This is a genomic window from Maribacter sp. ACAM166 (assembly GCF_005771495.1).
Lineage (GTDB): Bacteria > Bacteroidota > Bacteroidia > Flavobacteriales > Flavobacteriaceae > Maribacter.
Window position 1 is genome coordinate 16,319 of sequence record NZ_VAUW01000045.1, and the last position, 15,072, is coordinate 31,390.

Sequence of the window (15,072 nt, forward strand, 5' to 3'; positions counted from 1 at the left end):
ATTTAATTATTTGTTGTTCGCTGAAGATTTTTAGATTCATCAGTCCAAGCACAAGTTCAAAACTATTCCTGGACCCTACTAACTCTTTACCCCCAGTGAACCCCTGTATCCTTCCAACTTTTTGATTTGGCTGATTCTAGTACTGCTTCGCAGACTTTTTGGGTTTCTTGTGCTTCACGGAAAGTTGGCGAACAAGGCTTCCCTTCCTCTAAACTCTTTAAGAAATCGGCTATTTGATGCACAAAGCTGTGCTCGTATCCTATAGATAATCCCGGCACCCACCACTTGTCCATATACGGCTGATCACCCTCTGTTACATGTATGGAGCGCCATCCACGTTCTATAGATTCGTCTCTATGGTCAAAATATTCCAAACGAGATAAATCATGTAAATTCCATTTTATCGAAGCATGCTCGCCATTAATTTCAAAGGTGAACAGAGCTTTATGACCTCTTGCATATCGAGTGGATTCGAAAATACCTAATGAACCATTATCAAAATGACAGTGGAAAAGGCAGGCATCATCGATATCCACTTTTTGTTTTTCTCCCGTGCCTGTATGAACTCTTTCCTTGATAAAAGTTTCTGTCATTGCGGAAACATCTTTAATGCCCCCATTCAACCACATAGCCGTATCAATACAATGTGCCAATAAATCGCCTGTTACTCCTGAACCCGCTGCTTCATTATCTAAACGCCAAAGTCCCTCCCCTCCTTGAGGAAGTTCAGGGCTAATAGTCCAATCTTGTAAAAAATTAGACCTAAAGTGAAAAATTCTACCCAATTTGCCCGAATCAATTAGTTGTTTTGCTAAAGTAACCGCCGGAATTCGCCTGTAATTAAAATAGACAGTATTTGGAACACCTGCCTTTTCTATGGCATCGACCATAGGTTGAGCTTCTGCTACAGTTCTCGCCAATGGCTTTTCACAAAGAACCATTTTCCCTGCTTCGGCGGCTGCAATGGCAATCTCGGCATGCATATTATTTGGCGTGCATATATCAATGGCATCGATATCATCACGTTCAATCAATTTTCGCCAATCGGTTTCTATAGATTCATAACCCCATTGTTCGGCAAAAGCTTTGACCCGTTCCTTATTACGTGCGCAGACCGCTTTTAAAACTGGTTTAAAGTTTAGTTCTGGAAAAAAATCTCCCACTCTTTTATAGGCATTAGAATGCGCGCGCGCCATAAGTCCATACCCTACCAATCCTACTCTAAATTCCTTTTTATTGCTCATTTTATTTTACAATCAAATTTCTGACCTAACTACTCATTTAATCCTTACAATTTCATTCCGCTTCGTACCATCCGTGCAGCTCACGTACTTTTATCATGGTGTCTAAAATATCATTCCATGTCTTCGGCCTCATCATCACTTCATTAGGGAACATACAACCATCCCAACAAATGTGCTTAAACTTCTTAGTTAATAGTCCGTTTTCATCCCTTAACCAATGACCGGCATCGACGGCAATATCTAATTTTCCATTTGGATCGGCAGCTTGGCAATGCCTTCCTGTTTTATCGTGGGAACCTGCGCCAAAGACTGTTCCGTCATTTTGTGCCACGTGAAAATCTATAGTCCATGGGCGAAGCGCAGCTGTCATGTCTTTAAGACCAGCAGTTAAAGTTTCCCTATCGTTCCAATCAAAATCTTTGGGTAGAATTCGTTCATCTACCTTATTGTAGCCTAGTAAATATAATAATGTGTGTGCCATATCCGCTTGAAATCCAATGTTCGGCCTATTTACAGCTTCTAGGGTGTTTAACATTGTTTTCCAACCTTGCATACCTCCCCAACAGATTTCGCCTTCGGCCGCTAACGATTCTCCATAATCGGCCGCAACATCACAAGCTTCACGAAAGGTTTGGGCTATTAATTTTGTATTTCCAACTTCGTCTTTTGCCCAACTTTTAGGGTCGGCGGAAGAGTCGATTCGTATAACCCCGTTGGGTCGAATTCCTAAATCACGTAACTTTTTCCCAATTTCAGAGGCCTTACGCACTTGTGAAACAAACTGCTTTCGCTCCTCAACAGAACCCATAGCGGAACCGCCACCAGTACCCGCCCAAATAGGTGCCACCAAGCTCCCTATTTCTAAATTTTTGGCGCGAGCCTTATCGGCAATAGCTTTGATTCCATCATCATTGGAATCAATATTTAAATGAGGATCGGCAACAAAAAGATCAAACCCGTCAAATTTAATGCCGTCAACCTCAGCATTAGCAGTAAGTTCAATCATTGTATCGATATCTATCGGTGGTTCAGAATCAGGTCCTTTTCCGACCACTCCAGGCCACGAGGCATTATGTAATTTTGGAAAGTTATTTTTTTGCATAACTAAAATTTTATCAATTTCTTTTATTATGGCTATTCCTATCTACATAAGAAAAACCGCATAGAACAAATTTGTACACTAACAAATGTAAGCCTAGGTAGAATTTTGATTTTCCTGTATTTTATTAAATAGTAGTACTTTTTTGCCTTAATTTAGTTAAAATTCAAAATATCGAGAAAAATTTAGTTAATATTCAAAATATTAGAGAAAAATAATGACAGTTCCGAATATAGAAAAAACACTAAACCCCAATGAAATTTTTTTGTTTAAAGATTTAATTAGCCCTTATTTTAATCCTAATTGGCATTTTCATCCCGAACTTCAAATCTCGTTTATTGTCAGCGGACAGGGAACACGTTTTGTTGCTGATCATGTAGAAACTTTTGAAGAAGAAGATTTAGTCCTAACCGGCTCGAACGTTCCTCATCTTTGGAGAAATGACGAAGCCTATTTTAAGCAGAACAGCGAACTTTCCACGAGGGGGTTGGTAATTTATTTTAATCAAGAGCTTCTAAATGAAGGTCTTTTACAAAAAAACGACTTCTATCACATTAATAAGCTTCTTAAAAATTCTGCTAGGGGCATAGAATTCTATGGGGAAACAAAAAGAGAAATAAAATGGTTGCTTTTTAAAATGGAGAAAGCAAAAGGATTTAAAAGAATTATTCTTTTATTGGAAATCATTAATGTGCTTGCCGATAGTAAAAACTATAATTTATTAGCCAGTCCGGCGTATACCAATGTATTAAAAGCTGATGATACAAAAAAAATGAGCCTAGTTTACGAATATGTGATGACCAATTTCAAAAGCAAGATTGCTCTTGAAGATATTTCAGATATGTTGAATATGACTACAACTTCTTTTTGTAAATACTTTAAGCCACGGGCAAACAAAACATTTACTCGGTTTGTAAATGAAATTCGTATCGGACATGCTCGAAAATTACTTCTAGAAGACAATTTAAATATTTCGGAGATAGCCTATGAATGTGGGTTTAGCACTATATCTAACTTTAATAGACAATTTAAATCGATAGCCAATATGCCACCGTGTGAATATCGTAAATTGTTTTTGAAAATTAAAACCTCGATATCATAGATTTGATTGAGTGTAGCACTGGGCAAATTTTGATTAGTAGCATTAACATATATGATATATGTTGAATTTTAAGATAAAAAAGTACTGCTATTTAATAAAAAAAAGGAATTATTATTTTTTAATTAGCGATAACTTTAAAAAAAATACATCTCCTTCAGTTACTTTTTTTGTCAGCTTGTTAACATGTTGTATTTGTATCTTGAAATAATGGAAGAAGGTGACTTTAGTAACCAATTAAAATTGCTTACACTAGTTCTATATGGCTTCTTTGTTTTTTAGTTTCCATTTGTATTGAAAAACATAATGAAAATATTAGACAATGGCATTAACAACAGGCTCATTATTTATTTCGGTGGTCACATTCGCTTGAGAGATTTATATTTATTAACTAGGCCGAGAGATGTTTACATATAAGCCCCATGTTATCCAAACATGTGAATTAATGATTATTTGGATACCAATAAGGCATAAAGTTAAGTTAACGACAAGATTCCTACTAAGAAGGAATGACTAAAAATAGTATAATTTATGAAAATAGGAATGAACATGCTCCTCTGGACAAACCATGTTACTGAGGAACATTATCCCATAATAGATACACTCAGAGAAACCGGATATGATGGTATTGAACTCTATATGGGAGAAGGTGATTTGACACATTACAAAAAACTTGGCAACCATATTTCTGAACTCGATATGGGTGTTACTGTGGTTACCGGTCTTGCCCCCAATGAAAATATATCAAGTGATGACCTTAACGTTCGCCGAGCAGGTCTTAATCGTTTAAAATGGGCTATTGACAATGCCCAAGCTTTAAAAGCCGATACTATTTGCGGACCAATACATTCACCTTTTGCTTTTTTCAGTAGACAACCACCAACTCAAGACGAAAGAAAGCGAAGTGCAGAAATGCTTCAAAAAGCAGCTGAGTATGCAGCTGAAGCAAATATTATGCTTTGTCCTGAGGCCTTAAATCGTTTCGAATGTTACCTATACAATACTATGGCTGATCTAAAAACTTTAATTGAAGAGGTCGACCATCCGAATTTAGGTGGTATGTATGATACCCACCACAGCAATATTGAAGAAAAAAGTCAATCTGGTGCACTTAAAACTATAGCCCCATATTTGAAACATGTACATATTAGCGAGAACGATCGCGGAACACCTGGAAGCGGACAGGTGTTATGGAGTCAAGTTTTTTCGACGCTTAAAGAAATTGATTATGATGGTTGGCTAACGATTGAAGCGTTCAGTACTATAATTCCTGAATTTTCGAATTCAATTAACGTGTGGCGCAATTATTCTTCTTCAAAAGAAATTTACACTAAGGGAATACAATTTATTAAAGACGGAATGGCGGTTTAACCTATTTGAAATATCAAAAAGACAATTTGTATGAAAAAAATAATTTATCTGTTTATACTTTTAACATTTGTTGCCTGTAAGGAAAATAAAACTGAGAAAGTAGCTACAATTTCTGTTGAGGAAACTCCGAAACAATGGCTTGTTTTTGAAGGTTCTGAAAATAGTGCCAAACATATTGTCCTAGTTTCTGGGGATGAAGAATATCGCTCTGAAGAGTCACTGCCACAGCTCGCCAAAATATTATCGAAGCAGCACGGGTTCAAGTGTACGGTCCTCTTTGCCCAAAATCCGGATAAACCAGGAACGGTAAATCCTAATTACGTAAAAAATATCCCAGGTCTTGAAGCACTTGATTCTGCAGACATGATGGTTATATTCACACGTTTTAGGGCCTTACCTGATGAGCAAATGCAACATTTCGAGAGTTACTTGATGGCAGGCAAACCTTTGATGGGTATTCGAACCGCTACCCATGCTTTTAATTTTGGCAAAGAAGACATCACAAATTTTGCTCATTATGGCAATGGTTATAAAGGCGACCAAACCGAATGGATTGACGGCTTTGGTCGTTTGGTTCTCGGAGAAAAATGGCACACACACCATGGGCACCACAAACATCAAAGTACTAGGGGAGTCATTGCTGAAAATGCAACATCACATTCAATTACCAATGGAGTTAGTAGTGGGGAGGTTTGGGGTCCGACAGATGTTTATGGGGTTCGGTTGCCGCTGCCCGGAGATAGCGAACCTATTATATTGGGTCAAGTTATCAATAGAAAGAGTGATTTTGATGAAAATGATTTGTTCTTCGGCATGAAACCTTCAGATGATGAATTAGCGACCAAAAACAATGAAGACTTGAAAGTAAATGATATACTGATGCCCATTGCTTGGACAAAAAGTTACCAAATTCCGGGAGGTAAAAAAGGAAAGGCCTTTACATCAACGATTGGTGCAGCCTCAGACATGTTAAATGAAGGGGTTCGAAGATTATTGGTTAACGGGGTTTTTTGGGCAATGGGCGCGACGGTTCCCGATAAGGCCAATGTTGATTTGGTAGGGGAGTTTGACCCCTCAACTTATGGCTTTAAGACCGATGAATATTGGCTGGATAAACAACTCTCCGTGCAAAGCCTACAGTAGATATTGACTTTGGATAAAAGCAAACAGTATTATTTTTGTAGAAAATAACTTATTTATAAATATCAATACAATTCAGGATATTACTATTTAGCCATGCTTGTACTTTAAAATTCAAGCATAACATCATAAATTACATTGAATATGATTTCGTGCTATTTGTCTTAGTCATTATAAAAAATATGTGATACCTGATATTTCATATTTCAATTCCAGCAACTCAAAACTATCCTTGCCGTTCTTAACAAAATTAATAATCATACTATCATTGAGCGATACTTTAACCGAACCCATAGCCCTTAATATTGAAGGCAATACTACTTGTACACTAAATTAAATCTCATTATAGACCTTAGCTCTTCCTATTAGAAACTGCCATCTGGTATAAAGAGAATTCCTCTAAAATTACGTTTTCATGATACTGCTTTACCCGTCAATGTTCAGTGGTATGTTGCTCCCACTTCTTATAATTATAGAAACATCAAAATGCTCATGCAACTAATCTGTAATACGATTTTCAATCAACCCACTTATCGAAATATAAGTGATTAACGCAGATGTTGTACTTTTGATAATAGATACAACTACAAAATTCTTCAGGAAGCATATCTGCTAATAATTTCATTAGGGTTTACCCTCTGCCGCTAAGTACATATTCAAAACGGAATTGACTATGGTTCCCATTACCAGTTGAATTACCCCTTATTCTAGTCCTAACCAGCGTAATTGACTATAGCCAGCAATCATCTTACAGAATACCCTATATCCAATGGTAATACCTTCCAAGGTCATTAAGAAAAGCAATCACTTAGGCCATGCCCAGTCGACCCGTAAATCATAGTACTTGGCTAGTTCTTTCTGACAATCTCTACCAATTCTTCAATATATTTTTTTCAATATCTCCAGGAGGGTCAAATCATATAATGGCAATTTCGCCATATTGTGTGGTAATCTCATTTACCTGAGGTAGGCAGTTATCTTTACAATAGTAGAACTCTACTTCCTCACCCTTTTGATTGGTCTTTTGTACTCCAATATCACACAGAAAAGACCAATCTTGATTATGGGAGTAGTAGAAACCAAGTTCTTCTTCTTTAAATGCTTGCGCCAATTATTTTTTCGTATTGCGGGTAATAGAAATAGCTTTAACAATAACAAAGTCATTACTTTTAAAGTCATACATGGCAAAATCATCATGATATTTGGTCGTTACCACGATGTACTTCATACCAGCGTTCTTAGCTCGTTTAGTCATTACGCCCTCATCAAAATTCACAGTATTGAAATTCTTAGCTTCCGCCTTATATTATTGTGCCGGAATACGTACCCTTCTAGGGTGAATAATTCATTCGCCTATACCGCAGTAGGCCGTATCTTTCCATTTGTTTTATTGGAGTACAAGCCCCAATCAATAAACATGGAATAATTGCTGCCATCAAAGAGTGCAACTCCTATACCTATATCAAATTTGTTAATTTTTTATAATCTCCCCATATTTCGTCCATCCCTTTTTTTTGGGATTTATTCCAAGAAAATTAGAATAGAAAATCTTATCTTTTTTTTCATAACGATAAGATTTTTTATTTCAGTTGATTCTTTTTAAGTGAGACCGCTAATTCTTTAAGTTTTATAGAATCATTCTTAATCATTACTTTTTTGAAAGAAATCAATTTAGGTGTATCATTATTAATGGCAACAATAAAGCCCGATTTGTGAAGCTCACCTAATTTGATAGCGGCCATTGCCTTTACTTCATTATCTAATAGAAGTCCGCTTTTATTCATTAATATGGCATCAAAACCCTTTTTACCGTCATTTTGAAGCACAAGGCCTATACCAGCGTCAACCCTTGGGGTTTCAACTTCGGTATCGTAGAGGTTACCAGCCACCAACAAATCAGGGAAATCATCATTATTATAATCAAAAATTACAATGTCATTAATTGATGAAAACTGTGATTCTATGGGCAGTTGATGCTTTTCATAAGTGCCATCCCCATTATTTTCAAACCAATGGTGGGCAAAGGTGTCTGCTTTTTTATGGATGGAACTCTCGAGCATTTTTTTTCCATAAATATCAATTAAATTTGCTGATGCAAAAGAAGCATAGGTTTCGAAGTTTCTTTTGATCATAGGAATTTGTTCTGAAGAACATTGCCTTCCCCTAACGGGAAGTTTGACTCCTTCTTTTGTAATGCTTAATACGATATCTTGCCTATTATTTTCATCAAAATCATTAACGTATATCTCAAAAGGTGATTCTTCAGTACTTTTATGCTTGCTATTTAGGCCAAGGTTGCCTGCAACTATATCTAAATCACCATCGTTGTCTAAATCTGCCGTTTCAAGGCTATACCACCAACCTACTGTATTCTGGAAATCCATTTTTTCGGTAACGTCATTGAAACGATTGCCATCATTTTCAAAAAAGGTAATGGGCATCCATTCACCAGTCAGAATCAAATCTTGTTTTCCATCGGCATTAAAATCGCACCATAAAGCATCAGTAACGAGACCAATATTTTGAAGCTCGGGAGCTACCCTTGACGTAACATCGACAAATCGCAAAGTACTATCAGAACCTCCTATATTTTCCAAAAGATAACTTCTAGGAGGTTGAAGATAGCGCCCAGGTTGAATTCTTCCACCAACAAAAATATCCATATCGCCATCGCCATCATAATCTACAGGGGCGACTTTAAGTCCACTTGTATTTATTTCAGGAAGTGATTCCTTGGATTTTATGAAACCGTATTGGGTATTAACATAAAGTCGGTCTTGATAAAAATCAATATTGGACGATACATGATTACCCCCACTTATCACGTATAAATCTTGGTCGCCATCAGCATCGGCGTCAAAGAATACAGCTCCGGTATCCTCAAAAGATTGATCTTCACTCCAAGGACCATCCATCTCGTTGAAACTTCCCGATGCATTTTGAAGGAACAACCCTCCTTTTTCATTTTTGGCGTTTCCAATAAAAAAATCGTCGAGGCCATCGTTATTGATATCCTTTACCGCCAGGGCCGGACCTAGTTCTGAATTTTTGTGTGGGAGAAGGGGCTCAATCAAAAAATCATTATAAAGGTCTTCGGTATGGGTAAAATGTAATCCTGATTCTTTTGTGACATCAGTAAATGCAAATGTTCCTTTTTCCTGTTCTACCTTTTTATCTTCGGAATTTAAATAATGTATGTCTAAAGTTTGATTTACTGTTACATTTTTCAGAGTCTCTACCTTACCGTCTGGCCAAAAAACATCAATACGGTTTACCATATTTTCTTTTCCCAATCCAAAGTGAACTATGGGCTCAATACTTGATAGAAAACCACGTGATAGCGTATGTTCTATCCATTGTACCGATGTACCTGAACTAAGTTTGATTTTACTCCCAAGGCCCATGGGATTTTGTTCATTTCCGTGTAATTTAAGCCTTAGAAAATTTGCCCCATGATTATTGTTATGGAGAAGACTTGCTTCTTGGTCAATATTATTGATAACCATATCTAAATCACCGTCATTATCCAAATCGCCATAGGCAATACCATTTGAAAAACCTTTAGAGTTGATATTCCATTTTTTCGAAACATCCTCAAATTCGTAATCCCCTTTATTCCTGAATACAAAATTTTGAATAGGCGTTGAAGGGGCTTGGTTCATATCTATTTTTTCAGGAACAATACTGGTACTATTTTCTCTTGTCAACAAATCATTATTATTTACGTCAAGCCGCATACCATTGGTAATGACAATATCTTTCAAACCATCATTATCAAAGTCCGCAAAAAGAGGGGCCCAACTCCAATCTGTAGTTGCGATTCCCGTTAGTCTAGCCACATTACTAAAAATAGGTCTACCGTCATTAGTAATACCGTTATTCACCTGAATGCTATTTTGCATGTACTGAAAATGAAAGCCCATGGAGACCATACCGTAAAACGATTGGGGGTCCATACTGGCCATATTTGTTTTCGAACGGTAGTGGTCATTTGGTGTCATATCAACTTGTACAAGATCCATTAACCCATCATTATTAAAATCAGCGGCATCAACCCCCATTCCGAACATCGAAGTCTGTCTACTTGTTTCCTTTATTCTTTCACTAAACGTACCGTCTCCGTTGTTCATATATAAGTAATCAGGCACATTGAAATCGTTAGAAACGTACAAGTCTTTCCATCCATCATTGTTAAAATCGCTAGCGACTACACCTAAAGAAAGTCCAAAATTCAATACGCCTGCTTGCTCAGTTATATCCGTAAACCTCCCGTTTCCATCATTTCTGAAGAGATGACCGGATTCAACAAGATTTCTTTGCTGCATTTTATCAAAATAATATGTGTTGGGCATGGTCAATGGTATGGTAGGATAATTACCAACATAAAGGTCTAAATCACCATCATTATCACTATCAAAAAAAGTAGATTGTATGGAATTACTTTTGTCAGCTATACCATATTCAGCAGCCATTTCAGTAAAAGTAACTTGCCCCGTATCTGTCGAAGGACCATTATTTATAAACAGTTGGTTATGGGTGTTACCCCCAAGACCGGAAACACTGACATAAATATCTAACCATCCATCAGTATTGATATCAACCATGGTTACCCCGGTATACCATCTTGAATCACCTGCAATATCGGCGTCAATGCTAATGTCTTCGAATGTCATGCCACCTCTGTTCAAATAAAGTGCATTAGGTACCATATTACCGGTCAGAAACACGTCAGTAAGGTTATCATTGTTGACATCACCAAGAGCAACTCCGCCGCCCATGTAGATATACGGAAACGTATTGTAGTTCAACGTATCTGATATGGTAATGTTATTACCAAAAAATATTGAAGACTTTTTTGCGTTTATTTCGCTAAACCCCTGAATTTTAAGCTCATCATCTTTGCCTTCCGTAATGCAGCCGGCAGCGATGATTAAAAGAAGCAATAATAAGGTTCTAAGTATAATTCTCATAACATGAACAATTGGCATTAATCTAAATAATCTCATTTATTTTATAAATATTCGTACAAACTGATCAGTTCAATCTATTATAAAATAAGATAATCCCCAGAAAAAATGGGGATTATCCTTAACTATAAGCTAACACAAATAAACTATTTTTCAATATCCCTGATTTTGATTCAAATTAGGGTTCGACTGCACATCTTGAGCAGGAATAGGAAGATATTCATCTCTGCCTTGAACAAATACTCCTTGGCTATTCGACCTAAATTCAGGGTTTTGTCCAAACCGTTCAGCAGCAATGCCCCATCTGTTCAAATCAAAGAAACGGTTGCCCTCAATGGCAAGCTCTTTAACACGTTCGTCTCGTATGTTCTGTCTTAATTGTGCTTGATTCAAACCTGAAGCGTTGGGCATATTAACACGATCTCGAACTTCGTTCAATGCATTAATTGCAGCTTGCGACCCTCCATTGACTTCATTTTCCGCTTCGGCGTACATCAACAATAAATCTGCATATCTGAATATTTTCCAATTATTCGTTGCACCTTGCCAAGAACCAGGTGTAAGTGAATTTTCTCTTCTAAAATTAAGGTATTTTCGTACCCAGACCCTATTCAAATCATCTCCGAGCATAGTTTCTGCAAAAGCATCTTGATAAATCATTGCTCCGGGGTAATTCCATAATAAGGTAGCCTTGGCCCTAGTATCAGTTGTTCCTTCGGTTGTCTGTTCGCTTAGAAACAAATCCAACACCCATTGATTGACGCTCATGCTCTGTTGGCTACTATAGTTACGTGGAGCAACGTCGGCCTCCCAAGCTTGAGCTCTATATACATTCCCTCCGGATCCACCCCAACCACCGGTCTCGTTACCATCATACTGGATTTCAAAAATCGACTCAGGCGTGTTGGAAATCTCTTCTATAAAATTGTCATTGTAGTTTGCGTTCAACTCATATATTTCTGAGTCCATAACTTTCTTAAGCTCTACAGTGGCTTTTGGAAAATCTTCCGTATACAGATATGACCGTCCAAGAAAGGCAGTGGCAGCACCCCAAGTGGCTCGCCCAACCTCTCCTTTGGGTGGTCTACCATCTTGTGGTAAGTTGGCCTGTGCAATTTTAAAATCACTGATGATAGCAGCATATGTTTGCTCAATAGTAGAATTTGGAAGAAAAAGATCTTCTAAACCCACTGCTTCTTCTAAGCTCAATGGAGAAGTACCCCATAGATTTACGATATAAAAGTATGCAAAGCCTCGTAAAAAATGGGCTTCTCCTAAAATTTCTTGCTTTCTTGTAGCATCCATTTCAATAGCGGGCACCCTACTAATGACTTGATTGGCACGCGCTACCATCTTATACCACTCTTGATAAATTTCACTAACTCTGGGGTTTTCAGGTCTTACTTGCAAAGCACCTGCATCGTTAACATTGGATTGTGGAAAAGGATTTGCAATATCAGATCTATGGATCAAATGTATACCTACCAATATCCTTCCAAACATAGGAATGGTTGGGAGTGGAGCATAAACTGCTGTCAACCCACCTTCAGCATGCTCTTCGGTTTGCCAAAAACTTTCGGGCGTAGGACTATTTGGATTCGTTAATTCCAATTCATCAGTACAATTAATAAACGTAAATAAGCTACTGATAGCTAAAACGATGAAAATATTTATTTTACTTTTCATTTTTATAATTTTTTAAATTTTCTTTTAAAAACCAACTTGGACTCCTAATAGTAAATTTTGGTTATTTGGGTATGCTCTTCGGTTAACCCCGCTGTCAAAAAGACTTCCACTACCATTTAAAGGCCTACCTAGTTCTGGATCATACCCTTGGTAATCTGTAAATGTTAGTAGGTTTTGACCTGCAATGTAAAATCTTAATTTAGATAAATACAACTTTTTGACAATATCGCTAGGGAGCGTATAACCAAGCTGAACTGCCTTCAATCTTAAATAAGAGCCATCTTCAACCAAATAGTCCGAAGGCCTTTTGTTTAAAGCCAAATCTCGAATCGTAGCTCTTGGCACAATGGTATTTGTATTTTGTGGTGTCCATGCATCTAGGGCTTCCCTTCTTTTCAATCCCCTAGTACCATCCAATACTTGATGGTATCTTTTACCGTTCCAAAGCTCGTTTCCTTCTACCCCCTGTATAAAAATAGAAAGGTCGAAATTCTTATAGTCCATATTAATCGCTAGACTATATTCAAAATCTGGAATAGCACTCCCCAGATAAGTTTGGTCGTCGTCATTGATTAGGCCGTCGCTGTTTAAATCCACAAAGTTCATATCGCCCAGTACCGCATTAGTTCTTCCATCAGCATCTATTTCTGTTTGAGTCTGGTAAACACCCTCTGTCAACAATCCATAAAAACTAGCCACTGGCTGGCCGACATCCGTTCTTGTGGCATTATAACCTCCTTGTGTATAACCACCGCCTGTTATGGCGTTTACACCTTCACCTAGGGCGATAACTTCGTTTTTAACTGTATTGAAGTTTGCTGTTATATCAAAATTTAGCCCCTCATTTAGAGAAAAATGTTTATAAGTTCCTCCAAACTCAAATCCTGAATTGTCAATGGTAGCAGCATTATTGGCCAATGAGCCTCCTAATCCGCCACTAAGCGGGATGGGAACATTGACCAATATATCTTCTGCTCTTTTTTTGTAGTATTCCGCCGAAAAATTCATTTTACCACCTAAAAACTCTGCGTCCAATCCATAATTCTGAATGGTAGTAGTTTCCCATTTTAAATTGGGGTTCGCCAATTGTGAAACAGTAGATCCCCCTTGAACCATACCTCCTAAATTATAGAAGTTACTTACATTTAAAACACTAGAAGTTACATAATTTCCTACGTTTTGCGAACCCAACAAACCATAACTACCACGTACCTTTAAATTACTAACAAAACCATCTTGAGGGAAAAAACCCTCTTTACTAATCCGCCATCCCAGTGATCCCGAAGGAAAAACTCCAAATCGATTTTCTTCCCTAAACCTAGAAGATCCATCGCGGCGAATAGTTCCACTTAAAATATATTTACCATCGTAATCATAGTCGATACGCCCTAAGTATGACGTCAGCGCATTTTCTTGAAGATTACCCGTCGTATTATCGGTATTGTCATCGGCCGCATCAAGCACCCTGAAGTCATTAAAAATAAAATTGGTGCCAATACCCCCAGCAGATCGTGCCTTAATCGACTGGGTCGTAAACCCTGTCAAAAGTGTCACCCCATGCTTTCCGAACGTATTCGAATATTGCAGTGTATTTTCCATCAATGAACTTAGTGACCTGACATAGTTCTCATTCAGTGAAGCGATTACCTCTGAGGCCTCTTGCGAAGTACTTTGAAAAAAGGTGGGTTGAAATGCATAATTATGTTGTATACCATAATCGATACCCAAATTTAATTTATAGGTGAGGTTTTTACTCAATTGAAGTTTAGGCTGTATAGAACCTATGACACGGTCTGTCGTAAATAAATTATCATGTAAAATTGCCCTACCATACCAATTTATTCCTCTGGCCATACCATATAAATTAGGATCTAAACCAGCAAAACCCCCTTCATTATTTTCATCATATATGGGTATGGTTGGCGGAACCTCACCTTCCCTTGAGAAAAAATTATTAGTATTATTTTCTTCACGAGATAACAAAAGACTCTGGTCCATCGAGAAAATACCTTTATTGAAACTTGTATTTACCGTAAAATTATACCGCCTAAAATCGGAATCTACAACAACACCTTCTTGATCGAGAAGTTGACCCGACACATAGAACCGCGCTTGATCAGAACCCCCAGAGACATTTACACTGTACTCTTTAAACAAAGCTGGGCTAATCTGTACATCCTGCCAGTCCGTATCTATATTAGGGTTAAAACCCGTGTCATTGGGTATTGCTCTAGCATCACCATCATTATCTCTAGCCATATTATGCCAGTCTGCAAACTCCCTAGCGTTGAGTAAATCCAATTCATTCGTAGGTGTTTGATACCCAATCTTTGATTCGAAATCAATAGCGTCCTAAACGATTAAAAAAGAGAAAGGGAATTCTGTTCCTCAAAGTTACCTTTGTGGTGCACTCAAAACCACACCTTTCTCTTATGTTAAATATAACCTTGTTTTCCCAAATCATCT

At 37.5% G+C, this 15,072-nt stretch carries 9 protein-coding genes and 1 pseudogene; 3 read left to right on the forward strand and 7 right to left on the reverse strand.

Annotated elements, in window-relative coordinates:
- Positions 1–86 precede the first annotated feature (86 nt).
- Together ES765_RS18950 and ES765_RS18955 are read right to left on the reverse strand one after the other, a co-directional pair.
- A complete protein-coding gene (locus tag ES765_RS18950; protein ID WP_138115916.1) occupies positions 87–1,244 on the reverse strand; it encodes a Gfo/Idh/MocA family protein in 1,158 nt (385 codons plus the stop codon).
- A gap of 52 nt (positions 1,245–1,296) precedes the next feature.
- Positions 1,297–2,346: a sugar phosphate isomerase/epimerase family protein gene (locus ES765_RS18955; protein WP_138115917.1), complete on the reverse strand. Its 1,050-nt coding sequence runs from the start codon at positions 2,344–2,346 to the stop codon at positions 1,297–1,299.
- Between the two features lie 214 nt (positions 2,347–2,560).
- On the opposite strand from ES765_RS18955, the gene ES765_RS18960 reads away from it, so the two are divergent.
- The 3 genes from ES765_RS18960 to ES765_RS18970 all read left to right on the forward strand — a co-directional run bounded on the left by ES765_RS18960 (position 2,561) and on the right by ES765_RS18970 (position 5,956).
- On the forward strand, positions 2,561–3,445 hold the full coding sequence (locus ES765_RS18960) for an AraC family transcriptional regulator (protein WP_138115918.1): 885 nt from the start codon (positions 2,561–2,563) through the stop codon (positions 3,443–3,445).
- A 528-nt stretch (positions 3,446–3,973) separates the two neighbouring features.
- Positions 3,974–4,813, forward strand: a complete 840-nt coding sequence (locus ES765_RS18965) for a sugar phosphate isomerase/epimerase family protein (protein ID WP_138115919.1) — start codon at positions 3,974–3,976, stop codon at positions 4,811–4,813.
- Between the two features lie 30 nt (positions 4,814–4,843).
- Positions 4,844–5,956: a ThuA domain-containing protein gene (locus ES765_RS18970; protein WP_138115920.1), complete on the forward strand. Its 1,113-nt coding sequence runs from the start codon at positions 4,844–4,846 to the stop codon at positions 5,954–5,956.
- A 913-nt stretch (positions 5,957–6,869) separates the two neighbouring features.
- Here ES765_RS18970 and ES765_RS18975 read toward each other — a convergent pair.
- From ES765_RS18975 to ES765_RS18995, 5 genes and pseudogenes are all read right to left on the reverse strand, one after another.
- A complete protein-coding gene (locus ES765_RS18975; protein ID WP_138115921.1) occupies positions 6,870–7,064 on the reverse strand; it encodes a hypothetical protein in 195 nt (64 codons plus the stop codon).
- Positions 7,065–7,247 (reverse strand): annotated as a pseudogene (locus ES765_RS18980) (alpha-L-fucosidase); the annotation flags it as partial.
- 286 nt (positions 7,248–7,533) lie between these two features.
- Entirely contained in the window at positions 7,534–10,923 is a 3,390-nt protein-coding gene (locus ES765_RS18985) for a VCBS repeat-containing protein (protein ID WP_171017375.1), read from the reverse strand.
- A 150-nt stretch (positions 10,924–11,073) separates the two neighbouring features.
- The gene (locus ES765_RS18990; protein ID WP_138115924.1) at positions 11,074–12,606 is read right to left on the reverse strand and encodes a RagB/SusD family nutrient uptake outer membrane protein; all 1,533 of its coding nucleotides are present in this window, start codon (positions 12,604–12,606) and stop codon (positions 11,074–11,076) included.
- Between the two features lie 24 nt (positions 12,607–12,630).
- Positions 12,631–14,952 carry a SusC/RagA family TonB-linked outer membrane protein gene (locus ES765_RS18995; RefSeq protein WP_262710696.1) on the reverse strand — a complete coding sequence of 774 codons (2,322 nt, stop codon included), beginning with the start codon at positions 14,950–14,952 and terminating at the stop codon, positions 12,631–12,633.
- Positions 14,953–15,072: the final 120 nt, after the last annotated feature.

Bases quoted from the DNA above. Each gene is read 5' to 3' on its own strand.
- ES765_RS18985 (WP_171017375.1), bottom strand. From the start codon at position 10,923: ATGAGAATTATACTTAGAACCTTATTATTGCTTCTTTTAATCATCGCT.
- ES765_RS18960 (WP_138115918.1), top strand. From the start codon at position 2,561: ATGACAGTTCCGAATATAGAAAAAACACTAAACCCCAATGAAATTTTT.
- ES765_RS18965 (WP_138115919.1), top strand. From the start codon at position 3,974: ATGAAAATAGGAATGAACATGCTCCTCTGGACAAACCATGTTACTGAG.
- ES765_RS18970 (WP_138115920.1), top strand. From the start codon at position 4,844: ATGAAAAAAATAATTTATCTGTTTATACTTTTAACATTTGTTGCCTGT.
- ES765_RS18955 (WP_138115917.1), bottom strand. From the start codon at position 2,346: ATGCAAAAAAATAACTTTCCAAAATTACATAATGCCTCGTGGCCTGGA.
- ES765_RS18950 (WP_138115916.1), bottom strand. From the start codon at position 1,244: ATGAGCAATAAAAAGGAATTTAGAGTAGGATTGGTAGGGTATGGACTT.
- ES765_RS18990 (WP_138115924.1), bottom strand. From the start codon at position 12,606: ATGAAAAGTAAAATAAATATTTTCATCGTTTTAGCTATCAGTAGCTTA.